21 protein-coding genes and 1 other RNA gene are annotated in these 23779 nt (G+C 66.8%); 6 read left to right on the top strand and 16 right to left on the bottom strand.

The window, feature by feature from the left end; all coding sequences use genetic code 11:
- Nucleotides 1-92: 92 nt before the first annotated feature.
- A complete protein-coding gene (locus D3226_RS04425; protein ID WP_202381150.1) occupies nt 93-1352 on the top strand; it encodes a glutamyl-tRNA reductase in 1260 nt (419 codons plus the stop codon).
- Between the two features lie 28 nt (nt 1353-1380).
- Here D3226_RS04425 and D3226_RS04420 read toward each other — a convergent pair whose 3' ends face one another.
- The 3 genes from D3226_RS04420 to D3226_RS04410 all read right to left on the bottom strand — a co-directional run bounded on the left by D3226_RS04420 (nt 1381) and on the right by D3226_RS04410 (nt 5078).
- Nucleotides 1381-3045 (bottom strand): amidohydrolase, encoded by a 1665-nt coding sequence (locus tag D3226_RS04420; protein ID WP_202381149.1) that lies wholly within the window; start codon nt 3043-3045, stop codon nt 1381-1383.
- Nucleotides 3042-4385, bottom strand: coding sequence for an MFS transporter (locus D3226_RS04415; protein WP_202381148.1), 1344 nt, complete (start codon nt 4383-4385; stop codon nt 3042-3044). The genes D3226_RS04420 and D3226_RS04415 overlap by 4 nt, the downstream gene beginning before the upstream one ends.
- A 72-nt stretch (nt 4386-4457) precedes the next feature.
- The gene (locus D3226_RS04410; protein ID WP_202381147.1) at nt 4458-5078 is read right to left on the bottom strand and encodes a TetR/AcrR family transcriptional regulator; all 621 of its coding nucleotides are present in this window, start codon (nt 5076-5078) and stop codon (nt 4458-4460) included.
- 277 nt (nt 5079-5355) lie between these two features.
- On the opposite strand from D3226_RS04410, the gene D3226_RS04405 reads away from it, so the two are divergent.
- A complete protein-coding gene (locus D3226_RS04405) occupies nt 5356-5808 on the top strand; it encodes an SRPBCC family protein (protein WP_202381146.1) in 453 nt (150 codons plus the stop codon).
- Between the two features lie 113 nt (nt 5809-5921).
- Here D3226_RS04405 and ssrA read toward each other — a convergent pair.
- The 7 genes from ssrA to yczR form a co-directional block, all read right to left on the bottom strand.
- Nucleotides 5922-6293, bottom strand: a transfer-messenger RNA (tmRNA) gene (gene ssrA, locus D3226_RS04400).
- Between the two features lie 152 nt (nt 6294-6445).
- Nucleotides 6446-7093 carry a TetR-type transcription factor C-terminal domain-containing protein gene (locus D3226_RS04395; RefSeq protein ID WP_337248894.1) on the bottom strand — a complete coding sequence of 216 codons (648 nt, stop codon included), beginning with the start codon at nt 7091-7093 and terminating at the stop codon, nt 6446-6448.
- 16 nt (nt 7094-7109) lie between these two features.
- Entirely contained in the window at nt 7110-7586 is a 477-nt protein-coding gene (gene smpB / locus D3226_RS04390) for an SsrA-binding protein SmpB (RefSeq protein WP_125099511.1), read from the bottom strand.
- A 120-nt stretch (nt 7587-7706) separates the two neighbouring features.
- Complete coding sequence (gene ftsX / locus D3226_RS04385; protein WP_202381145.1) at nt 7707-8621, bottom strand: permease-like cell division protein FtsX; 915 nt, start codon at nt 8619-8621, stop codon at nt 7707-7709.
- The gene (gene ftsE / locus D3226_RS04380) at nt 8618-9946 is read right to left on the bottom strand and encodes a cell division ATP-binding protein FtsE (RefSeq protein ID WP_202381144.1); all 1329 of its coding nucleotides are present in this window, start codon (nt 9944-9946) and stop codon (nt 8618-8620) included. The genes ftsX and ftsE overlap by 4 nt, the downstream gene beginning before the upstream one ends.
- 127 nt (nt 9947-10073) lie before the next feature.
- Nucleotides 10074-11180: a peptide chain release factor 2 gene (prfB, locus tag D3226_RS04375; RefSeq protein WP_202381143.1), complete on the bottom strand. Its 1107-nt coding sequence runs from the start codon at nt 11178-11180 to the stop codon at nt 10074-10076.
- A 96-nt stretch (nt 11181-11276) separates the two neighbouring features.
- Nucleotides 11277-12716: a MocR-like transcription factor YczR gene (gene yczR / locus D3226_RS04370; RefSeq protein WP_202381142.1), complete on the bottom strand. Its 1440-nt coding sequence runs from the start codon at nt 12714-12716 to the stop codon at nt 11277-11279.
- Between the two features lie 62 nt (nt 12717-12778).
- On the opposite strand from yczR, the gene yczE reads away from it, so the two are divergent.
- Nucleotides 12779-13438 carry a membrane protein YczE gene (gene yczE, locus D3226_RS04365; protein ID WP_202381141.1) on the top strand — a complete coding sequence of 220 codons (660 nt, stop codon included), beginning with the start codon at nt 12779-12781 and terminating at the stop codon, nt 13436-13438.
- Between the two features lie 70 nt (nt 13439-13508).
- Here the strand turns inward: yczE and D3226_RS04360 are convergent, their stop codons facing one another.
- The 5 genes from D3226_RS04360 to D3226_RS04340 all read right to left on the bottom strand — a co-directional run bounded on the left by D3226_RS04360 (nt 13509) and on the right by D3226_RS04340 (nt 19180).
- Nucleotides 13509-14930, bottom strand: a complete 1422-nt coding sequence (locus D3226_RS04360; RefSeq protein WP_202381140.1) for an APC family permease — start codon at nt 14928-14930, stop codon at nt 13509-13511.
- A gap of 183 nt (nt 14931-15113) precedes the next feature.
- On the bottom strand, nt 15114-15914 hold the full coding sequence (locus D3226_RS04355) for an ABC transporter permease (protein WP_125099505.1): 801 nt from the start codon (nt 15912-15914) through the stop codon (nt 15114-15116).
- Nucleotides 15911-16771 (bottom strand): ABC transporter permease, encoded by an 861-nt coding sequence (locus D3226_RS04350; RefSeq protein WP_202381139.1) that lies wholly within the window; start codon nt 16769-16771, stop codon nt 15911-15913. Before D3226_RS04350 ends, D3226_RS04355 begins: the two co-directional genes overlap by 4 nt.
- Nucleotides 16772-16787: 16 nt before the next feature.
- Complete coding sequence (locus D3226_RS04345; RefSeq protein ID WP_202381138.1) at nt 16788-17966, bottom strand: ABC transporter ATP-binding protein; 1179 nt, start codon at nt 17964-17966, stop codon at nt 16788-16790.
- A gap of 2 nt (nt 17967-17968) precedes the next feature.
- Nucleotides 17969-19180: an ABC transporter substrate-binding protein gene (locus D3226_RS04340; protein WP_202381137.1), complete on the bottom strand. Its 1212-nt coding sequence runs from the start codon at nt 19178-19180 to the stop codon at nt 17969-17971.
- 426 nt (nt 19181-19606) lie between these two features.
- On the opposite strand from D3226_RS04340, the gene D3226_RS04335 reads away from it, so the two are divergent.
- Nucleotides 19607-20074 carry an AsnC family transcriptional regulator gene (locus D3226_RS04335; RefSeq protein WP_202381136.1) on the top strand — a complete coding sequence of 156 codons (468 nt, stop codon included), beginning with the start codon at nt 19607-19609 and terminating at the stop codon, nt 20072-20074.
- Nucleotides 20075-20076: 2 nt separating this feature from the next.
- Nucleotides 20077-21471, top strand: a complete 1395-nt coding sequence (locus tag D3226_RS04330) for an aspartate aminotransferase family protein (protein ID WP_202381135.1) — start codon at nt 20077-20079, stop codon at nt 21469-21471.
- A 560-nt stretch (nt 21472-22031) separates the two neighbouring features.
- Here D3226_RS04330 and rpsO read toward each other — a convergent pair.
- The gene (rpsO, locus tag D3226_RS04325) at nt 22032-22301 is read right to left on the bottom strand and encodes a 30S ribosomal protein S15 (RefSeq protein WP_202381134.1); all 270 of its coding nucleotides are present in this window, start codon (nt 22299-22301) and stop codon (nt 22032-22034) included.
- 235 nt (nt 22302-22536) lie between these two features.
- Between rpsO and D3226_RS04320 the strand changes: the two genes are divergently transcribed.
- Entirely contained in the window at nt 22537-23778 is a 1242-nt protein-coding gene (locus tag D3226_RS04320) for an ammonium transporter (RefSeq protein ID WP_202381133.1), read from the top strand.
- Nucleotide 23779: the final 1 nt, after the last annotated feature.

The following is a 23779-nucleotide window of genomic DNA, read 5'->3' as shown; positions in this document are numbered from 1 at the left end:
TACCCCACACATCTGATGTGAAAGATCAGATGTGTCAGCTACGATGCTTTCCGGCCCCACCGGACCACTGTACTTCGATCAGGAAGCCGCCCATGCTGCTCGCCCTTTCTCTGGACCACCGAGGCTCCGCGCTCCCCCTCCGCGAGGCGGTTGCGCGACGCGAAGCGGAGATCACCTCCGAGTTTGCTGAGTTCTGCGCGGGCTCCGTTGTGCTCGCCACTTGCAATCGCTTCGAGCTGTACCTCGACGCGGGGCGCGACACCCCAGAGTTCCCCGCGGCGGCGCTCGCCCGACTGGCGCAGATCGCGGAGCTGCCCGAGGACGAGCTCACCGCGGCCGCCCGCGTTGCCAGCGATGTGGCGGCGGCCGAGCATCTCTTCGCGGTGGCGAGCGGGCTCGAGTCCGCAGCACTCGGCGAGGAGGAGATCGCGGGTCAGGTGCGCCGCGCGCACACCGCAGCGCGCTCGGCGCAGACCGTGACCGACCGCCTCGAGCGGGTGTTCCAAACGGCGACCCGCACGTCCCGCGCGGTGCGCGAGCGCACGGGGGTGCGCGAGGCCGGCCAGTCGCTCGTGCGCCTGGCGCTCGTTCTCGCGGAGCGCCGCATCGCCGCGTGGGAGGACGCGGAAGTTGTCCTCGTTGGCACCGGCGCGTACGCCGGCGCGACCGTCGCCGCCCTGCGCGATCGCGGCGCCCGGCGCATCAGCGTGCACTCACCGTCCGGCCGCGCCGAAGCGTTCGCCGAGTCGCACGGGCTCACCGCCGTCGCGCCGCACGGAGTCGGGCAGGCGCTCGCCGCCGCCGATCTGGTGGTGGCGTGCAGCGCGGCGCAGGATCCCCTGCTGGGGGCGGCGGACTTCGCGCACCCGACCGCGCAGGAGCGCCTGCTTCTCGACCTCGGGATGCCGCGCAACATCGCCCCCGACGTTGGCGCGCTGCCCGGCATCGAACTGCTCGACCTCGATACGGTCGCGCGCCACATCCCGATCCCCGAGCTGAGCGCGGAGGCCGAGGCGCGGTCGCTCGTGCGGGCCGCCGCTGCAGAGTTCGCGACCGATCAGGCCGAGCGCGCCATCGCCCCCACCGTGAGCACGCTGCGCGGGCACGTGCTCGGCCTGCTCGAGGACGAGCTGTGCCGCGCGCGCAAGGGCTCCCCCGCTGGCGAGGCGCCCGACGCTGACGGCAACACGGACGCTGTTGCCGCGGAGGTGGAGGCCGCGCTCCGGCGTTTCACGGGCAGGCTGCTCCACGAACCCACGACCCGCTTGCGCGCGCTCGCGCGGGCCGGGCGTGCTGATGAGGCGCAGGCCGCAGCCCACGCGCTCTTCGGCATCGAGCATCCCCGCCCCTAACCCCTTCAATCGGGGCAGGGGCGGCGGGTCAGGAGTCGCGGCGGTCAGCGACCACGCGTCCGCGGCGCAGCGTCAGCACGTTGCGGGTACGCCAGATCTCACTCTCGGGCGCCGCGAAGGGATCCCGATCTGCGAGTGCGAGATCCGCGAACGCGCCGACCTCAAACCGACCCGCACCCGGGGTGCCGAGCAGCTCGTGCGAGCCCCGCGTGTACCCGTCGAGCGCCACGGCGAGCGGAAGCGCCTCCGCGGGAAGCAACGGCTCACTGTCTGCCTCTCCCGGTGCGCGCCGGTTCACCGCAACGTGAAGCGCCTGCCACGGATCGGGGGTCGACACCGACCAGTCCGAACCGAACGCGAGCTCGGCGCCACTGCGCAGCAGCGAGCCGAAGGGATACTGCCAGCCGGCACGCTCCTCGCCGAGAATCGGGAGGGTGAGTTCCACCATCTGCTCCTCAAGCACGGCCCACAGCGCCTGACAGTTCGCGGTGACGCCGAGCTCCGCGAAGCGCGGAATATCCACCGGGTCGACGACCTGCAGGTGCGCGATGTGGTTGCGCACACCCGCTCGATCCCGTTCAGGCACCGCAGCGACGGCGTCGAGTGCGTAGCGAGCGGCCCGATCCCCAATCGCGTGGAAGTGGGCGTGAAAACCCCGCGCATTCAGCTTCGGCACGAGCGCCTGCAGGTCCTCGGCGCTGAAGTACGCGAGCCCACGATCCACCGTGCCGCCGGCGCAGTCGCAGCCGCCCACATACGGCTCGTTCATCGCCGCGGTGAGGTTCTCGGCGACACCGTCGACCATGATCTTCGCGGTGTCGGCGCGGAAGCCGTGCGCGGCGGCAGCGGCCCGGCGGCGCTCAAAATCGGCGACGACTGCATCGGCGTCGATGGGCGAATCGGGATCTGAGAGGGAGCGCGTCACCCACAGCGCCCCCGAGACATCAGCGTCGATTCCGGCCGCCATCTCAGCGGTGTAGGCCGCCGTGACGTCGGGGTATCCCGCGTACTCCCCTAGGATCGCCTCCTGCCACGCCGTCACACCGTACCCGTGCAGCACCGCTTGACCGCGGAGGAGGCCGGCGCGGCACTCGTCGATTGTGGTGGGCGGCAGCACATGGGAGAAGAGCTCCTGCGCCCCCTCGTGCATCGTGCCACTCGGCGTCCCATCTGCGTGGCGCTCGAAGCGCCCATCTGCCGGGTCCGGCGTATTCGCGTCGATCCCGGCGATCTCAAACGCGCGCGAGTTCGCCCAGGCCCCGTGATGATCGGCGTTGATGAGAAACACCGGGAGGTCAGGGCATGCCGCGTCGAGCGCCTCACGCGTGGGTGCGCCGCCCGGGAAGTGCGCCATGCTCCAGCCGCCGCCGAGCACCCAGTCACCGTCGTGCGCTGCAGCGTACTCGGCGATGCGCGTGAGCGTTTCCTCGCCGCTCGCGCTGTCGCTGAGCTCCAGCCTGCCGAGTTCCACTCCCCCGAACACGGTGTGCACGTGCGCGTCGGCGAAGCTCGCGTGGAGCAGCCCACCCGCAGCGTCGATGCCCGTGGCATCGGCGGCTTCGGGCAGCGCCGCAATTGCCGTGCTCTCCCCAATTGCAGCAATCACGCCGTCGGAAATGAGCACGCCGCGGCCCGAAACCGGGGCGCCACCGAGGAAGGCGGTCGCGTTCGTGATGAGGATGCGCTCGGTCATGCGCCTGCTCCAATCGAGTCGGCCGCGGGAGCGGCGGGGGTGGTCCGTGCTGCGTCGGCAGCGGGGGTCTGGCTCTCGCGCGGCTCGTCCGGATTACCCCGACGCCCGCGTTCAGCAAAGCTCGACGCGTAGACGATCAGCGCGCCGGTCGCGGCGGCAAGGATCGTCATCACGGTGGCGAGCACGCCGGTGCCGAAGCGGTCGAAGAGCTGGGTCGCGACGAGAGGGCCGAGTGCCACACCCACCACGTACACCCCGTTCACGAGCACGCTGACGCCGCCATCACGCGAGAGCGACGCGGCAAGGCCGAACACGAGCGGCAGCATCGCCCCAAACACGAAGCCCCACACCGCGCTCGAGGTCGCATACATCACCGGGGTGGCCAGCACGATCAGCCCGAGCTTCGCGAGCGCGCTCACCGAGAGCAGGCCGGCGAGGGTCGCGGTGCGACCGAACCAGCGGTGCAGGAACGGCGCGATGAGCGCACCGCCCAGACCGCAGAACACGGACAGCGAGAAAATCATGGGAACGAAGCTGTCGGAGACCTGCATTTCGCTCTCGCCGACGATCACGCCGACGAGGCCATACACCCCGTCGTCGGTGATCGACCAGGCACCAAAGCCGAGCGCCAGCAGCCACCCGATGCGACGGGTGCGCTGCTCGGCCGGCGTGATTGCGGCCTTTGCCGCGCGTACAGCGGCGGGGGCGGGCGGTGCCGCGTCGCCGGCGGACGCCGCTGAGGCGACCGTTCCCACGACCGACACCACCGCGGTCTCCTCCGGCAGGCGGGGCAGCCACTGCGCACCGATGAAGCCGAGGATGCCGGGGATCGCGAGAATTAGGAAGAGCTCGCGCACGCCGCCGCCCACGAGCGGGATCGTGAGGAAGGCCACTGCGACAACGAAGCGGTTCACGGTCATCACAATGGTGGTCGCTCGATCGGGATCCGGCGTTGCCGACACCGCCGCCGTCGCGGCCGAGATCACGAGTCCCGACCCCACGCCGCCAGCGATGAGCGCGGCCATGCTGACACCAGCAACGGGCCAGATGGCGCCTGAGGCAAAGGCGAGAATCATGATTGCCAGGCCAACTCGCGCGATGATCACGCGGTTGCCGCGCTGCACGGCACGGCGGGAAGAGAGCACTGCGACCGCATTCGCCAGGGTCATCCCGGTCGCCACCGCTCCCGCGGTCGTCACGGAGACGTCGAGCTGGTAGACAAGCTTCTCGACGATCGAGGGCACGAGGTTTGCGGGCAGGAGCGCAAACACCCAGGTGGTGATGAGCGCACCCATCGCGGGTGCGCCGGCGCGCGCCACGCTGGTGTGGGTTCGGGACATGAGGGGCCTTCCTCTTCGTTGGGGTGGAGCCGTGGGGTGTAGGTATGTGAGGCGCAACGGTGCGCGGGCTACTCAGAGCGTGGGATCGGACGTCGGCGGCGCATCTCTGAGCAGCCCCGCGAGCAGGTCGTCGAGCGTGGAGAGCAGGTGGGCGCGCCGGTCGACGTCTTCGGGCAGCGTGGCGAGCGCGGCACTCAGTCGAGGGTGCGCCGTCGCCGAAACTTCGCCCGCCTGGAAGGGCGGGGCGAGGAGGTCAAACGCCGCCCCGATGACGATCGCGTCGATCGTGCCGATGAGCGGCAACACCCGGTCGTCCGGGATGCCGAGGCTGTGCAGCGTGGCCGCGAGATCCTCGTAGAGCCAGGTGAGCTCATCGTCCTGGAAGGGCTCGGTGATCAGGTAGGGCACGAGCGCCGGGATTTCGGCAGCAAAGACCGCGTACGAGCGCACGATGAGCGAAAGCCGTTCGCGCCCCAAGCTGTCGCCGAGTTCTTCGCGCAAGCGCTGAATCCAGTCGCGGCGCAGCAGGTGCACAATCGCACCCTTTGAGGGCACGTGGTGGTAGATCGAGGAGACGCGCACGTCGAGCTCGCGGGCGAGCTGAGCGAGCGTGAAGTCGCCGTCAGCACTCAGGCGACGCACCGCGTCAAGAATGCGGGCTTCGCTGAGCAGCGGGGTGTGCGGTCGCGCCATTGCGGGTCCAATCGTCGGGGTATCCCCACCATAATCGAACGCCGCTCGGTTGAGCAAACCGAACGTCGCTCGATTTACTCCTCCCCACCCCGTCCGCTCCCCACCCCACCGATTCGGGGTCACTTCGGCAGGGTGTCGCGAGTCCCGCACACCCGACACCCTGCCGAAGTGACCCCGATTCGAGGGACAGGGGAACAGAGAGGCGGGGGACGTCGGTGGCCCGCGCTATGCTCACATCACCGGGCTCTCGCCCTCACCCCGACGATCGGAGCACCCCATGACCGGAGTCACCGCCGCAGGCATCGAGATCGACCGCACCACCACCGCGCAGCCGGAGGCCGTGTTCGCGGCGTTCAGCGAGGCCGCTGCCTTTGCGCGTTGGTTTGGTGGCCCGGATGTCGAGGTACCGGCCGACCGCCTGGACTTTGACGCCATCGAGGGCGGCACGTGGACCGCCACGATGATCCTGCCCGATGGCAACACCATCGACTGGGCCGGCAGCTTCGTCGAGGTCGCCCCGCCGCACCGTTTCACCTTCACACTCACCGACCAGCCGGGGCCCGACGCGCTCCAGGTTCCGGTTGCGGTCGGCATCATGCCCGCGGATGGCGGCGCGTCCATCCACCTGACGCAAGAGACCCCCGACTTTCCGCATGAGCAGAAGGCCGCAACGCTGGAGGGGTGGCAGCTGTTCATCGACGAGGTGCTGCGGATCGCTGAGGCGGCGTAACGCGCCGCGCACACAACACCACGCGGAGAGCACAGCGTTGCCCGCAAACAGCACAACGCCCCCGGATCTGCGATCCGGGGGCGTTGTGTAATTCCAAGGTGTGATGTGAGCACTGGTGGAGCCGCGGGGAATTGAACCCCGGTCCACTTCGATGATTCCATGCCTTCTACGGGTGTAGTTCGTGCAAGCGTTCTACTCGGCCTCGCCCTTTGTCACGAACACCTAGTGCGACAGGCCCAGCCTCAGAAAAAGTCCCCACACGCCCTGAGACGCAGCGTGCGAGCAAGCCCTCTAGATGACGCCAGGAAACCGGGGCGAAGGCGTACCCGGCCTGACGGACTCGGTCTCGTGCTTAGGCAGCGAGAGCGAAGTCGGTGCGCTTAGAAGTTGCACCTATTGATTGCGAAGGGCGTTAACGAGATAACTTCGCGTCCTCGACCCGCTTCTCACAGTCTCAAATCGACGTGTCGAAACCGATCGGCCCCCTGTGACACCGAACCCGGTGCACATTTGGGGTGTTCACATCACACTCTGGAATTATCACCCGACGCGTGCGCCGGAACACTCATTCTAGCACCGCGCACCCAAGAACGCTCACTGCCCACGTCCGCTCTCCGCGAAGCTCGCAGCTCACAATTCACAGTGGCGAACGGAGCCCCAGCGTCCAGCCGCACACATCGGCGACAAACCCGCCGTACGCGGGCTCCTCAAGCACCGCAGGGCTGTTCGCGTACGCCCCCAAACCGTCGACGGCCATCCAGATCCGAATACACGCGGCCCGCGGATCCGCAGCGGCGAACTCGCCCGCCGCGTTTCCAGCCTCAATGAGCGCGGTCAGCCGATCCTCGTCGAGGCCCTCCTGCTGGGCAATGGCTTCCGCGAGCGCGGGCTGGAATCGTGCGAGGTGGCGCGCATTCAGCCACAGCCTGCCGAGCGCGCGAGCCTCGACACTCTCCACGCGCGCCACGAATTCAGCAAGACGCGCGCGCGGCGCCCCTGAGGCAACGAACAGCCGATCCCGCTCGCGCGAGACCGCACGAGCGAATGCCTCACCCACGAGCTCCCCGACCACCGGGAAGTAGTGGCCGATCAGCCCCGGGCGCACGCCAAGCCCCGCCGCAACCTCGCGCAGGGTGATGCGCTCAAGCCCCTCTGCGAGCGCGATGCGCGACGCCTCCTCGAGGATCTCTTCGCGCCGCTCCCCCGGAGCCTTGCGCACGCGCGTGGCAGGCTCAGCCGCCGCGCCGGGCTCGGGCCGCGTCATCCGCTGACCCGGGTTTGCCACAGCGCGCCGCACGACGCTAGTCACCCATCTGGTTGCGCTGGCGCATGGCGCGCTCAGCCTCGCGAGTGTCCTGGCGCTCGCGGAGCGTCTGTCGCTTGTCGTATTCCTTCTTGCCCTTTGCGAGCGCGATCTCAACCTTTGCGCGGCCATCCAGGAAATATAGGCGCAGCGGCACGATCGTCATGCCGCCCTCCCGGGTCTTCTGGTACAGCTTGTCGATCTGCTGCCGGTGCAGCAGCAGCTTCCGCTTGCGGCGCGGCGCGTGATTCGTCCACGAACCGTTCAGGTACTCGGGAATGTACGCGGCGTCGAGCCACGCCTCGCCCCGCTCGATGAACACGTAACCATCGACGAGCGACGCGCGCCCCATGCGCAGCGACTTCACCTCGCTGCCGGTGAGCACCATCCCCGCCTCGTAGGTGTCGAGAATGTGGTACTCGTGCCGGGCCTTCTTGTTGGAAGCAATCAGCTTCTCGCCGGTCTCCTTGGGCACGGTCACATCCTCTCTCGGGTGGTGCGCGCCGGGCGCGCGCAAGGATCCAGCCTAGCGGAGCGCGGGATGCAGCGCACCCCACGCCCCGCGCGGCTGTTCGCGCTGGTGCTTCGCCCCGCGCTAGACGCGGAGGTAGCGCGTGATCGCGATCTTCGCGGCGATCGCAGAGAGCACCACGCCCACCAGGATCAAGATCGGCGGCACGATGAGCGACTGCTCAACCGTGATGTAGCTCGTAAACGGCACTTCCTTCACGAGGAAGCCCTGCACGAAGAACTTCACGATCGCCACGGACGCGGCGCTCGCGAGCACCGCACCAATCAATGCCGCAATGATGCCTTCAAGGATGAACGGGGTTTGAATGAAGCGGTTCGACGCGCCAACGAGACGCATGATCCCAATCTCCCGACGCCGCGAGTATGCGGACAAGCGGATCGTGGTCGAGATCAGCAGCATCGCCGCGACGAGCATCAGTCCAGCAATCGCGATGGCGGTGTAGCTCGCCACCCCGAGGAAGAGGAAGATCCGATCGAGCAAGCTGCGCTGATCGGACACGCTCTGCACCCCGGGAATCCCGGTGAAGGTCTCGGTGATGATGTCGGAGCGCGAGGGATCAGTGAGCTTCACCCAGAAGGTCTGGTTCAGCTGCTCGGGCTTCGTAATGTCGACGATCGGGTTGCCCTCGAACTGCTTCTTGAACTCCTCGAACGCCTGCTCGTGCGTCACGAAGAAGTAGTCGTCAACATAGGGCGCGAGCGTGTCAGACTTCAGCGCGGCTTCGACCGCGGCGATCTCCTCCTCGCCCGCGTCCGCGCCTGAGCAGGTAGCGCTCTGATCAGCGTCCGTGCAGAGGTAGACGGCCACCTGCGCACGGTCGTACCAGAACGTCTTCATCTGCTGCACCTGCAGCTGCATGATGATCGCGGCGCCCACGAAGGTGAGCGACACAAACGTCACGAGGATCACCGAGATGACCACGGACATGTTGCGGCGCAGGCCATTCCAGACCTCGCCGAGCACGAGCCCCACTCTCATCGAACCGGCCCCACATCTGTCTGATCGTCATCGTTACGGTCGAGCCCGAGGTGCGCGGCGAGGTTGCCGGTCTCGGACATTTCAATGGGGTCGAGCGGACGCCCCGGATCCAGGAACGCGGGAATCCGCTTCGCCTGCGGGCCACCATCGGCGCGCACTGTCTGGTCGAAGTCGGTGCCGTCGATCTCATCGTCTTCCGGCCCGAACGGCTGCGGCTCCTCGAACACCGAGGCTTCGGGGCCACGCGGTTCGGGTGCCTGCGGCGCCTGCGGCTCCGCAATGACGGGAACCGCGGGAAGCGTCTCGGGGTCAACCGGCTCGGCAGGCTCGGCCGCAACGGTCTCTCGATCGGGATCGCGAAGCGCCGAGTCAGCAGCCTCTGCTGCACGCGCAGACTCGTCGGGAACAGGAGCGGCCTCGGGGGTGGCCTCAGGCGCGGAGACTGCGTTCGAGGGTGAGCCCTGATCCGAAGCTGCGGGTTCCGTACCAGCTCCCCCGTGGGCGAGCGCCGCTGCGCCCGCGGTGGCGACAGCGGCAGCGCGCGCGATCTCCTCGGGTGCGAGCGCCGCGCGCACCACAGCCTCGGTGGTGCGCAGCACCTGCACGCCGGCCGCAGAAAGGTCAGCGACCGGGATCGATGCGGTCTCGCCGTAACCGCCGCCCACCTCGTCGCGCACAATAACACCCTGCGAGAGCTCGACCACGCGCTGCTGCATGATGTCCACGAACGTGGCCTCGTGCGTCGCCATGACGACGGTGGTGCCCGCTGCGTTGATCGCGCGGAGCAGCTGCATGATGCCGAGACTCGTCGCCGGGTCGAGGTTGCCCGTCGGCTCATCGGCGAGGAGGATCGCCGGCTTGTTCACGATGGCGCGCGCGATCGCGACACGCTGCTGCTCACCGCCCGAGAGCTCGTGCGGGTAGCGCTTCGCCTTATTCGCGAGACCGACCATCTCGAGTGTGTCGGGGACGGCCTCCTGGATGAAGCCGCGCGACTTGCCGATCACCTGCAGCGAGAACGCCACATTGTCGTACACGGTCTTGTTCGTGAGCAGGCGGAAGTCCTGGAACACCGTGCCCAGGTTGCGCCGGAAATACGGCACCTTTCGCGAGGAGATCTTGCTGAGGTCCTGCCCCAGCACGTGGATCTTGCCCGCGCTGGGCTGGTCCTCGCGCAGGATGAGGCGCAGGCAGCTTGACTTGCCGGAACCGGACGCGCCCACGATAAACACGAACTCGCCACGGTCGACCTGCAGGTCGATACCGTCGAGCGCTGGTTTCGCGGTGCCCCGGTACTTCTTGGTGACGTTCTCAAAGAGGATCATGACGATTCGACCCTACGCCCCCAGCGCGCGCGCCCGCTGCAGGCGCGCTGGGATACGCGGGGACCTCTCGGTTTCGCGGCGCCCAACCAGCACAGCGCAGCCGAGCGCGGGTTGATCCGCGGAGCAGCTAGTCCTTCTTGAGCGAGCGCCAGCGGATACCGGCCGCGATGAACCCGTCGAGATCCCCGTCGAACACGGCGTCGGGCTGCGACGACTCGTGGCCCGTGCGGAGGTCCTTGACGAGCTGCTGACCGTACAGGAAGTAGGAGCGGATCTGGTCACCCCAGCTGGCGGTGACGCTGCCGGCGAGCTCCTTCTTCTTGGCGGCCTCCTGCTCGCGCTGCAGGAGGAGCAGGCGGGTCTGGAGCACGCGCATCGCGGCGGCACGGTTCTGGATCTGCGACTTCTCGTTCTGCATCGACACGACGATGCCGGTCGGGATGTGCGTCAGGCGCACCGCCGAGTCCGTCGTGTTCACCGACTGTCCGCCGGGGCCCGAGGAGCGGTACACGTCCACGCGAATCTCGTTCTCGGGGATCTCGACCTGCGTCGCCTCCTCGAGCAGCGGGATCACCTCGACGCCGGCGAAGCTCGTCTGGCGCTTGTCGGCCGAGCCGAACGGGCTGATGCGCGCGAGGCGGTGTGTGCCGGCCTCGACCGAGAGCGTACCGAAGGCGTACGGGGCATCCACCTCGAAGGTGGCCGACTTGATTCCTGCGCCCTCCGCATAGGAGGTGTCGAGCATCTTCGTCTTGTATCCGCGGTGCTCCGCCCAGCGCAGGTACATGCGCAGCAGCATCTCTGCAAAGTCGGTGGCGTCGTCGCCGCCGGCGCCCGAACGAATCGTGACGACCGCAGACCGCTCGTCGTACTCCCCCGAGAGCATGGTCTGCACCTCGAGGTTCTGAATGACCGTCTCGAGCGCTGCGAGTTCCGCGGTTGCCTCGGCGCCCGACTCCTCGTCCTCCATTTCGAGGGCGAGCTCGACGAGCACCTCGAGGTCGTCGAGGCGGGATTCGACGGCGCGCAGTCGCTTCACCGTTGCCTGGCGGTGCGACAGTCCGCTCGTCACCTGCTGCGCAGCGGCGGGGTCGTCCCACAGATCCGGCGCCGCGGCCTGCTCCTCGAGCTCCACGATCTCGCGATCCAGCTTTTCGAGGTCGAGCACGGCGGCGATGTCTGCGTAGGTTGCGCGCAGCGAACGGATGCGGGCGCTGAAATCAAGTTCGAGCATGATCCTCGAGTCTACCGCCCTGCGCCCCTGCTCCGACGTCGCTTTCTCACGCTGGCGCCGCGGACACATGCCGCGGCGGGCCCACGCGGCGCGGGATCAGATCACTGCGTCGCTCTCGTGCAGCACGGGCGCCGCAGCTGGCGCCGCCCCGCGGGCGGCGGCCAGCACCTTGACGGCGGTGACGAGATCCGCTTCTGGCGCGGTGAACGGGAGCCGCACGAAGCGCTCGAAGACGCCCGGGCTCCCAAAGCGCGGTCCGGGCGTGAGCCGCACGCCGCGGCGTGCGGCCTCGCGGCTAAGCGCCGTGCTGCGCTGCTCACCGATATCCACCCAAGTGCACACGCCTCCCGCCGCGGGGCTTGCCGCCCACCCCGGCAGGCGGGCCGCGATCTGTTCGGAGAGCACCCGGTGCTTGGCGGTGAGCTCGCGGCTGCGGTCGGCGAGGATCTCGTCGTAGCGTTCGAGCGCGAGGGCCGCCGTTGCCTGCTCCCACGCGCCCGTGCCGAGGTCACTCACGCGCCGGGCGGCCTCGAGCCGCGCAATCAACTCGGGCGTCGCCCGGATCCACCCGACCCGCAATCCGCCCCACACCGTCTTCCCCAGGGACCCAATCGTGATGATGGCGTCTCGCTGGTGCGGCAGCTCGGCGGCCGCGGCGAAGGGTTCGACCAGGCGCGACTCCCCGAGCACGAGCTCTGCCGTGGTCTCGTCAGCGATCACGTGCGTGCCGGCGGCGCTGAGCGCATGGATCAGGTGGCTGCGCAGCTCGCGCGGCATGCTGAGCCCCGTCGGGTTGTGATGATCCGGGATCAGGTACGCGAGGCGCGGCGCCACCCGCGCGGCGATGTCGAGCATTGCGGCCGCATCGTAGTCGAGACGACCAACGGGCAGTTCGGCCACAAGCGCACCCGTTGCGGCGAGCGCCTCGCGCGCGTGCGGGTAGCTCGGCGATTCGATGAGCGCGCGGTCACCACGGGCAAGCAGCGTGCGCGCGACGAGGAAGATCGCGTGCTGCGCGCCGAGCGTCACCATGATCTGCTCGGGCGAGGTGGCGAGCCCGCGCCGGGTGAAGCGCTCGGCGATCGCTTGCCGCAGCTCGGGCAGCCCGACGGTGTCGTAGCCCGGCTGCGCAAATAGCCCGGGGAACTCGGTGGTGGCGCGCGCTCCCAGCGCTGGGAGCCCCTCCCACCCGGCGGGGCAGGCGGTCGAGAGATCGACGTGCAGCTCTCCCCCGGGCTCCTGCAGCGAGGGCCCACCCTCAGGGCGCGGGGCTCGCACGACCGTGCCGGATCCGCGGCGCGACAGAGCGGTGCCGCCCTCGCGTAGACGACGGTAGCCCGCGGCAACCGTCGTGCGGCTCACCCCCAGCGCCTCGGCGAGCGGCCGCTCGGCGGGAAGCGCGGTGCCCGCGGGGATCGCGCCGTCGCGCACGAGCAACCCGATGCTGTCGCTCAGCTCCTCGTACCCGTGGCCCGCGCCACGCCACTCCCCAAGCAGCTGGGAGAGCCGACGTGCGGAGAGTCGCTGCGCAATCATGGGGCCACTATACGCAGATTGGCATCTTGAGCACCAGGCCAAAATGAAGTGGACTGATCCACATGCTTGCACGACTCTCACGACTCATCCCCGGACTCCTCCTTTACGGCATCGCCGACGCGTTCATGATTCGCGCGGCCGTCGGAGTCGACTCGTGGACGGTCTTTGGGCAGGGCGTCGCGCTGCACACCGGACTGAGCATCGGCCTCCTCACGAACATCATCGGGCTCTGCGTGCTCCTCCTCTGGATCCCTCTCCGCCAGCGCCCCGGCCTCGGCACCATCCTGAACATCCTGCTCGTCGGGCCGGGAATCGACCTGGGCCTCTGGCTGCTCCCTGCTCCCGAGGCCTTGTGGGCGCGCATCGCGTTCTTCGCGATCGGCCTGCTCCTTCTCGCGGTCGCGAGCGGCATCTACATTGGCGCACACCTCGGCCCCGGCCCGCGCGACGGTCTCATGACCGGCATCCACGCTCGCTTTGGCACCCCGCTCTGGATCGGCCGGACGGGCGTCGAGCTCACCGTGCTGCTGATCGGCTGGCTGCTCGGCGGCAACGTCGGCCTCGGGACAGTCGCGTTCGCGCTGCTCATCGGACCGCTGTGCGGGATCACGCTGCCGCTCTTCGATCCCGAGCGACGACGCGCGGACCGCCTCGCTCGCGCGGCCGCGGCCGACCCGGCGCGTTCTGCCACCCCTACCGGCGAGATCCCGCTCCCCGCGTAGCGCGTGCACGGCAAAACGGCGGCGGCCCCCGCAGATCTCTCTGCGGGGGCCGCCGCCGTTCGCACGCGAACTAGTCGAGCTCGTCGACCGGCACCTTGTTGTAGCCGGTGACGGGCTGGCTCTCGTCGAAGCCGGCGACCTTCCGCTTGAAGCCCTTCGTGAGGAACACGAGGTATGCCAGTCCGATGAGGGTCCAGATCACACCGCCGATGAGCGCGTCAGCGTGGAGGTTCGCCCACAGCACGCCGGTGAGCGCCGTGCCGATGCCGGGCATCACAATGAACTTGAAGATGTCACCCGGGGTCTTGCGGCGACCCTGGCGAATCGCGAACCAGGCGATCACCGAGAGGTTCACGAATGTGAATGCGATGAGCGCGCCGTAGTTGATGAACGCGGCGATCATCTCGAGCGTGAACGCGATGGCGAGCAGGCACACGAGGCCGGTCAGCACGATGTTGAAGGTCGGGGTGTGCGTCTTCGGGTTGATGTAGCCGAAGAACTTCTTCGGGAGCACGTTGTTGCGGCCCATCACGAGCAGCATGCGCGACACCGAGGCGTGCGAGGCGAGACCCGACGCGAGGGTCGCGGCGAAGCCGGCCGCCGTGAGCACGGCCTGCAGCACCGGGCCACCAACGAAGTTGCCGATGAGCGGCAAGGTCGAGTCCTCGACATACTGCATGTCGCCGCCCGGCGCGAAGACCTCCCAGTCAGGGAAGCGCAGCTGGGTGAAGTAGCCCGCGATGAGGAAGATCGCACCGCCGAGCACCACGGTGAGCAGGATGGCCCGGGGCACAATCTTCGGGCTCTTCGCCTCCTCGACGTACATGGTCACCGCGTCGAAGCCGATGAAGGAGAAGCAGACAATCGTGGCGCCCATGAGCACGGCACCCATCGTGACCCCGTCATGAATGAACGGCTGCATCGACGCGACCGAGCCGACGCCCTCGCCACCCGCGAGCTGCGCCCACACCATCACCACGAACACCGTCATGACGATGATCGAGAAGACGAGCAGAATCATGTTGACGTTCGAGGTGCCGCGCATCGTGAGGTAGATGACCCCCGTGACGAGGATGCAGTAGAGCACCACCCAGATCCAACCGGGGATCCCGGGGAACACGGCCTCAAGGTAGCTGCGGATGATGAGGCAGTTCACCATGGGCAGCAGCATGTAGTCGATGAGCGACGTCCAGCCGACGATAAAGCCGACGTTCGGGTGCATCGACTCCTTGACGTAGGTGTACGCGGAGCCTGCGCTCGGGATCGCTCCCGCCATCTTGCCGTAGCTGACCGCGGTGAACACCATCACGATGAGTGCCACGAGGTATGCGAGCGGCACAACATTGTTCGTGTCGCGAGCCACCATGCCGAAGGTGTCAAACACCACGGTCGGCGTCATGTAGCCGAGGCCGAGGCCGACGATTGCCCACAGGCCGAGGTTCCGTTTGAGCGACCCGCCGCGCTTGGCAGCAGGCATCAACGTCTTCGTCATGTGCTCTCCTCAAAAAAGAAGGGTCGCACCGGGGCCTCTGCGCCTCGCTGCGACATGGGGTGGAGTGGGATCGTGTCCCGCCGGCACTTATCCTCCACCCGCGAGCCTCCTGACGCAAAAGGACACCCGGGGGGCCGAAGATTCTTCGGCCCCCCGGGTGCAGCGTTATCGCAGATCACAGCGCTACTGGCGCTGCAACCGCTTTTGCTTGTTGATGTTCACCATCTGCACAATGATCACCAGCGCAAGCGCGCCGAAGAACACGATGGATGCGAGCACGTTCGCCTGCGCGGGCACGCCCTTCAGCGCGGACACGTAGATGAACTTCGGGAAGGTGGTCGCCGTGCCCGAGTTGAAGTTCGTGATGATGAAGTCATCGAACGACAGCGCGAAGCTGAGCAGCGCAGCACCGATGATGCCCGGCATGAGCATTGGAAGTGTGATGCGCCAGAACACCTGGCCGGGTGACGCGTAGAGATCTCGCCCTGCTTCTTCGATCGCCGGGTTCAGGCTCGCAACGCGCGCCTTCACCGCCACCACCACGTACGAGATGCAGAACATCGTGTGCGCGAGGATGATCGTGCCGAGGCCCTTCTCCACACCGGCGAGCAGGAACTGCGCGGCGAGACCGGCTCCGAGCACCACCTCAGGGGTTGCCATCGGGGTGAACAGGAGCAGGCTGATCGTCGAGCGGAACTTGAAGCGGTACCGCACGAGGGCGAGCGCGATCATCGTGCCGAGCACCGTTGCGATCACGGTAGCGACGACGCCGACGAGGATCGAGTTGCCGAACGCTGTACACACCTGCGGAGCGCCACACGGGTTCTGCCAATTGTCGAGCGTGAAGCCACGCCACAGGATGTTGTTGCGCCCCGCATCGTTGAACGAGAACACGATCACATGGACGATCGGGATCAGCAAGTAGATGAGCGCGATCGAGGCAACGACGGGTACGAACGCCTTGCCGAGAGTAAAGCCCTTCACAGCAAATCCTCCGCCCCGCTCTTGCGCACGTAGCTCGCAACAATCACGAGAATCACCACCATCAGGATGATCGACAGCGTTGCCGCCATCGGATAGTTCTGTGTTTGCAGGAAGTTCGACTCGATCACGTTGCCGATCATGGTCGTCGACGTGCCACCGAGGAACTCTCGGGATGCGTTCACGTAGTCACCGGACATCGGGATGAAGCTGAGCAGCGTTCCCGATACGACGCCCGGCATCGACAGCGGCAGGGTGACCCGCCGGAACGTCGTCACCGGTGAGGCGTACAGATCCGATCCCGCTTCGAGGAGCCGCAGGTCGAGCGCCTGCAGCGAGGAGAACATCGGCAGCACCATGAACGGAATGAAGTTGTAGACCAAACCGAAGATCACGGAGAAGTGCGTGCCGACGAGCTCACTCGGCAGGATCGACTTCCACGCGAGGGTGCGCAGCAGGAAGCTGATGAAGAACGGAGCGACCACCAGGATCAGCAGGATTCCCTGCAGCATGGGCCGCGAACGCACCTTCACCCCGATGAGGTACGCCACCGGGTAGCTGATGCAGAGCCCAATGATCGTCGCCACGATCGCATAGATAAAGGAGCGCAGCAGGTGCGGCCAGTACTCCTGGAGCGCGGCCCAGTAGTTCGAGAACTGCAGCGCAGCCACGTACTGGCCGATGCCTCCGCTGTCAGCGGGCGCCTGCAGCGACGTGATCGCCAGCTGCACGAACGGCGCCACAAAGAACAACAGCATGTAGGCAATGCCGGGGGCAAGCAGCAGGAGCGCAACCCAGCCCCGCTTGCGCGGAGCCTGTTCGACAGCCTGCGTGTTGCCCGAAAAGGCGGTAAAAGCCATAGCCTCTCCCCCTTCGCTACCCGAGCGCCGCCTGGGCGGCAATCGCCCGGGTGGAATCCTCGGTGGTGAGCGCGCCCGTGTCGAGCCGGTCATCGGCAAGCCCGAAGGTGTGCTCCGTGAGCCAGCTCAGCCACACCTCGTCGCCGAGGCGCGCAGCGGGGCCGGCTTGCAGGTTCTGCGCAAACACCTGGAGCGGGCCGGCACCCGGCACCTCGACGGTGTACTGCGTGCTCACACCGATGAACGACACATCGGTGATGCGGCCGGGGCCGACCACGTTGCGCGATGCGTCTGGCTCCGGCGGCGTCATGGTGAGCGACAGCTTCTCGGGTCGCACCCCGATGGTGATCGAGCCCGAGTCGCGCTGCGTGCGTGCTTTCGGCACGGACAGGCGGGTGCCGTCCATATCCGTGTGCACGACCTGGTCCGTGCCGCCGACCACATCGACGTGGAACAGGTTCGACTGGCCAAGGAAATTCGCAACGAACACCGTGCGCGGCAGCTCGTACAGTTCCTCGGGCGCACCCATCTGCTCGATCCGCCCCTTGTTCATCACGGCCACGGTGTCAGCCATGGTCATGGCCTCCTCCTGATCGTGCGTGACGTGGAGGAAGGTGAGCCCCACCTCCTGCTGAATCTGCTTCAGCTCCTGCTGCATCTGGCGACGCAACTTGAGGTCGAGCGCGCCGAGCGGCTCGTCGAGGAGCAGGAGTGCGGGGCGGTTCACAACTGCGCGGGCGAGTGCCACGCGCTGCTGCTGACCGCCCGAGAGCTGCGCGGGCTTGCGGTCCGCAATGTGGTCGAGCTCCACGAGACGGAGCGCCTCGTGGGCCTTCGCGGTCGCGTCGCCGATCTTGCGGCGGCGCAGCCCGAACGCGACATTCTCCAGGATCGTCATGTGCGGGAACAGCGCATACGACTGGAACACCGTGTTGACCGGACGCTTGTGCGGCTTTAGCGCACTCACGTCTGTGCCGCCGATCAGGATCCGACCCTCAGTCGGGTCTTCGAGCCCCGCGACGAGTCGCAGGGTGGTCGTCTTGCCGCAGCCGGACGGGCCGAGCAGGGCAAAGAACGATCCCGCGGGGATGGTGAGGTCGAGGTGCTCGATCGCGGTGAACCCCGGGAACCGCTTCTGGATGCCGACCAGTTCGAGGTCGGCGCCGGACTCTGCAAATGAACCGTGTGCTGCCATGATCACAGCCCCAGCACGTTCTGGAACGCGGTGGAGTACTTCTTGTCTTCCTCTGCCGTCAGTGTGCGGAATGTGTGGAGGTGCTTCCAGTCCTCTTCGCTCGGGAAGATCAGCGGGTTGTCGGCGTTCTCCGGGTTCACCTTCTGCATGGCCTCCTGCGTGCCCTTCACTGGGGGCACGAATGTCACGTAGTCCGCGACCTCCGCCATCACTTCCGGGTCGTAGTAGTAGTTGATCATCTCCTCGACCTTGGCTTTCGCCTCGGGGGTCGTGCCGTTCGGCACCGTGAACGAGTCGGCCGCGATCATGCCGCCCGACTCGGGGATCTCGAGCGTCCACTGATTGTCGTTCTCGGTGTTCAGCATGATGACGTCACCCGTCCATGCCATGGCCGCGAGCGCGTCACCCCGAATGAGGTCCTGCGTGTAGCTGTTGCCCTTCACGTTGCCGATCTGGCCGCTCTGCAGCGCATCGTCGAGCCACGCAAGGGCCGCGTCGAACTCCTTGTCGCCCCACGCACCATTGGGATCGGTGCCGAGGCCAGCCATGACCATGCCCATGGTGTCGCGCATTTCGCTGAGCACGACCACCTTCCCCTTGAGTTCCGGGCGCAGGAAGTCGTCGAGCGTCTTGATGCCCTTCGGCACTTCCTTCGTGTTCCACACCCAGCCCGACGCGGGCAGCTGCCACGGGATCGTGAACTTTCGGCCCGGATCCACATCGAGCGCGTCCCACTGGGCGTCGACGAGGTTCGCCTTCACGTTCGGCAGGTTTGCGTAGTCAAACTCTTGGACCTGCTCGTCCTGGATCAGGCGCGCGTTCATCCAGTCGGTGAACGTGATCGTGTCGTAGCCCGTGAACTGACCGAGCTTCAGCTGATCCTTGATCTTGCCGTAGAACGTGTTGTTGTCATCGATGTCCTCGATGTAGTCAACCGTGAAGCCGGCCTGCTCCATGAATGCGTCGAGTGACGGGTATGACTGGGTCTGCTCATCAAAATCGAGGTAGTAGGTCCAGTTGCCCCACGCGATACCCTCGCCGCCTTCACCTCCTCCTCCACCGCCGGAATTCGGGGCGCAGGCGGCGAGACCGAGTGCGCTAGCTCCTGCGGCGCCGGCCGCAGCGCCGCGCAGCAGCTGGCGACGGTTGAGCTGTGCGCCGCGAAGCATCTGCACAATATTCCGAACGATCGGGTCTTCAGGCTGACGGACCATGAGAGATCTCCCTTGGTTTCTCATAGGCGAACCGACAGTCGCACAAACGGCGACACTGCCGGGTGGTGACACTGAGACTGTCACAGACAGTGACTCGATGCAAAGAAGATAACCTCTGGAACCGGAATTCTTCATGAAACGGTTACATTTTGTGCGAAATGAAGAGCACGAATCGCTGGCCCGGGTACGCCCGCAATTGGCGTGGTTCGGCTGCGGAGCAGAGCTGCAAGTTCACCGAACGGACCAGGGAAAAAGGTGGAAGCGCGCGGGGCCCAGGGTTATGCTCGGCAGTGCGGCGATCCCGCGCCGTTGTGCACCCATCGCGCGCGCCCGCTCCTCGTCTAAAAGGGCGAAATCAACAGAAATCGTCTCCGTTATCTTCGGATTCCTTTGCTTTTTCAGGTTCTCACTGCAAGAATCAGTAACGTGAGCAGCAAACGCACGTCGCAGGCTCTCGACCCAACGTCGAAGGCGATCATCGAGCAACTTCAGCGCGATGGCCGCCGCTCGTACGCGGAGATCGGGAAAGCGGTCGGCCTCAGTGAGGCCGCCGTGCGTCAGCGCGTGCAAAAACTCACGGATACCGGGGTCATGCAGATCGTTGCAGTGACCGATCCCATGCGCCTTGGCTTTACCCGCCAGGCAATGCTCGGTATCCGGGTCTCCGGCGACACCCGTGTCGTCGCTGATCAGCTCTCCGCCATCCCCGAGATCAGCTACGTCGTGCTCAGCGCAGGCTCCTTCGACATCATCGTCGAGGTGGTGTGTGAGGATGACGACGGACTCATCGAGCTTCTCAACGAGAAGATTCGTGCGGTCGAAGGCGTCGCGGCGACGGAGACGTTTGTATACCTCCAACTCACCAAACAGAAATACGATTGGGGAACAAGATAACCATGTCATTCGATCCCACTGCGGCGGTTGACACCGCGGCGCTCCAGGCTTCGGCCAAGCGCCACATGTGGCCGCACTTCACGAACCGCAAGGTGCTGAACGACGGCATCCCCGTCATCACGCGCGCCGAGGGCCACCACATCTACGATGCTGCTGGCAAGGAGTACATCGACGGCCTTGCAGGTCTCTTCGTTGTGAACGCTGGCCACGGCCGCGATCGCATCGTTCAGGCAGCAGCCAAGCAGATGAAGCAGCTTGACTTCATGCCGATCTGGTCCTACGGCCACCCGGCAGCCATCGAGCTCTCGGAGCGTCTCGCTTCGTACGCTCCCGGCGAGATGAACAAGGTCTTCTTCACCACCGGTGGTGGCGAGGCTGTGGAGTCGGCATTCAAGCTGGCGAAGCACTTCTGGAAGATCAAGGGCCAGCCGATGAAGCACAAGGTCATCTCGCGTTCGGTTGCCTACCACGGCACCCCGCAGGGCGCCCTGGCGATCACCGGTATCCCCGACATGAAGAAGTTCTACGAGCCGCTGACCCCCGGTGGTCACCGCGTGCCCAACACGAACTTCTACCGTGCTGAGGAGATGGGCGCTCCGTCCAACGACCTCGAGGCATTCGGCCAGTGGGCAGCAAACCGCATCGAGGAGGCGATCCTCTTCGAGGGTCCCGAGACCGTTGCTGCTGTCTTCCTTGAGCCCGTGCAGAACTCCGGTGGCTGCTTCCCGCCGCCCCCCGGATACTTCAAGCGCGTGCGCGAGATCTGCGACCAGTACGACGTGCTGCTCGTTTCGGACGAGGTCATCTGTGCCTACGGCCGCGTGGGCGACTTCTTCGCCTCGAAGGCGCTCGGCTACGAGCCCGACATCATCACCTCGGCAAAGGGCATCACCTCGGGCTACGTCCCCCTCGGTGCCATGATCGTCTCGGACAAGGTGTCGGAGCCCTTCAACTCGGAGGACAACACCTTCTACCACGGCTTCACCTTCGCTGGTCACCCGGCGGCAGCTGCTGCGGCCCTCGAGAACCTCGACATCTTCGAGGAAGAGGACCTCAACGGCCGCGTGCGCGAGAACAGCCCGCTGTTCCGCGCCGAGCTCGAGAAGCTGCTCGACATCGACATCGTCGGTGACGTGCGTGGCGAGGGATACTTCTTCGGCATCGAGCTTGTCAAGGACAAGGCGACCAAGGAGACCTTCAACGAGGAGGAGTCGAACCGACTGCTCCGCGATTACCTCTCCCCCGCGCTGTGGGACGCCGGCCTGTACTGCCGCGCCGACGACCGTGGAGACCCCGTCATCCAGCTCGCTCCGCCGCTGACCATTGGTCCGGCTGAGTTCGCAGAGATCGGCGGCATCCTGCGCAGCGTCCTGAAGGACGCGTCCTCGAAGATCTAAGTTCTTCACGGACTGCCAGAACGGCCCCCTCGCTTCGGCGAGGGGGCCGTTCCCGTTGTGGCCCGCCCGCGTCGCACGCGCAGGTAGCTGCCGGGTGCAGTCCGAAGGCCGCGAGCCTCTCGCCGAGCGCTCGCGCCCTTCCTGGTCCGGGTGGCAGCCACTCAAGGTGCTGCAGCACCTCGGTTCGCCAAACCTTTGTCTCGGTCGCCCTGCCAAACTTGTTGTTCAGCCGCGACCCCGCGTCCAGCACCACCGCGGCTTGCTCGTCACTCGCGGTCCGTCCGACATCGATGAGTGTTCGGAGCAGGCCGGTGCACTTCACGCCTGCCACGGTGACGATGTCCGCCTCAGCGAGCTCCAGCCGGTGGCGCTGTACCGCGGCACAGCTCGGCGTCTCTGATCCCGATCGATCCGGCTGGGCGCCGCTGGGGACAGAGCGCGCCGCAGCTCAGCTCAGCTCAGCTCAGCACCCCCGCACCGAGCCCCGGGAACGCGGAAGCGCCCGCCACCACAGGGGTGACGGGCGCTTCGCAGAAAGTCAGCTGACGATCAGCCGCAAACTATCGGCGCAGGCCGAGACGCTCGATGAGCGAACGGTAGCGCGTGATGTCCACGTTCTGGAGGTAGCTCAGCAGGCGACGGCGCTGACCAACGAGCAGCAGGAGGCCACGACGCGAGTGGTGGTCGTGCTTGTGCTCCTTGAGGTGCTCGGTCAGGTCCTTGATACGCTGCGTGAGCATAGCAACCTGCACCTCGGGGGAACCGGTGTCGCCGGGCTTGGTTGCGTACTCGTCGATGATCGCCTTCTTGACGTCTGCTTCCAGTGCCATAGGGATCCCCTTCCTGTTGCTGCGCGGCGCCGTCAGCGGGATGCTGGGGCTCTCTTTATCCGCGGCCGTTAAACGGCAACCTGTACATCTTAGCACCCCGCGCTCCCCCACGAAACACGACCGTGACGCACTCGACCCCGAACTGAGATCGCGCGGGAACCCTCGCGAAACGGCGCGCCCGCACACTGGTGCCACAACAGATTCCCGGGCCCGCCCCGGGGGAAGGTGGTGCCGCATGGAACAGCTCACTCCGCACGACGTCTGGGTGCTTGCCAGCTCAGCCCTCGTGCTCGTCATGACCCCCGGCCTCGCGCTGTTCTACGGGGGCCTCGTGCGGGTCCGCTCGGTGGTCAACATGATGCTCTTCAGCATCAGCGCGATGGGAGTCGTCGGCGTGCTCTGGATCCTCGTTGGCTACGGGATGAGCAGCTTTGCCGCGGGCGAGGGCGGCTGGGCTGGAAACCCCGCGGCTGACCTCGGGCTGCTTCACACCGATCCGGCCGAGTTCATCGGCCTCGGCTTCGGATCCACGTTTGCAATGATCGCCACGGCCCTCATCTCGGGGGCGATCGCTGATCGGGTCGGCCTCGGCTCCTGGGTGATCTTCGCTGGCCTGTGGGCAACACTCGTGTACTTCCCCGTCGCGGCGTGGGTGTGGGGCGGGGGCTGGATCCAGAACCTCGGTACCGCGCTTGGCACCCCGGAGGTCATCGACTGGGCGGGCGGCACCGCGGTGCACATCAACGCGGGGGCCGCAGCGCTCGCCCTCGCGCTCGTCGCCGGCAAGCGCACCGGCTTCGCCCCGGGCTCGCACCGCCCGCACAGCCTGCCGCTCGTAACGATCGGCGCGGCGCTCCTCTGGTTCGGCTGGATTGGCTTCAACGCGGGCGCCGCAGACACGCCGGGCACGGCCGGCCTCATCCTCGTGAACACGATTGGGGCGCCGGCGGCGGCGATCCTGGGCTGGCTTGCAACGGACCGACTGCGCGGCAAGAAGCCCTCGGTTGTCGGTGCCACCTCGGGCGCCGTGGCGGGCCTCGTCGCGATTACCCCAGCCTGCGCCGATCTCGCGCCGCTCTGGGCGCTGCTGCTCGGGCTCCTCGCCGGGGCAATCTGCGCGCTCGCAATCGACTGGAAGTACCGACTGGGCTTCGATGACTCGCTCGATGTCGTGGGCCTCCACCTCGTTGCGGGAGTGCTCGGCACGCTCTACCTCGGGTTCTTCGCGAGTGAAGGGCGCGGCCTCCTCGTGGGTGGCGACGCCGGCCTCCTTCTCGTGCAGACCATCTCGGTGCTCGGCGTCATGCTCTACTCCTTCGTCGTGTCCCTCGCGATCGCGGGCGCGGTCCGGGCGCTGACTGGACTGCGGGTGCCACCTCGCATGGAACAGCTTGGGATCGATGCCACCGCCCACGGAGAAGACGCCTACGCGCTCGACGTCGCGCCGAGCCTCCCCGCCGCCACGGCACGGCGGTAGG

The sequence above is a fragment of the Leucobacter chromiireducens subsp. chromiireducens genome (assembly GCF_016758255.1).
Classification (GTDB): domain Bacteria; phylum Actinomycetota; class Actinomycetes; order Actinomycetales; family Microbacteriaceae; genus Leucobacter; species Leucobacter chromiireducens.
This window is presented reverse-complemented; position numbering and strand designations above follow the sequence as displayed.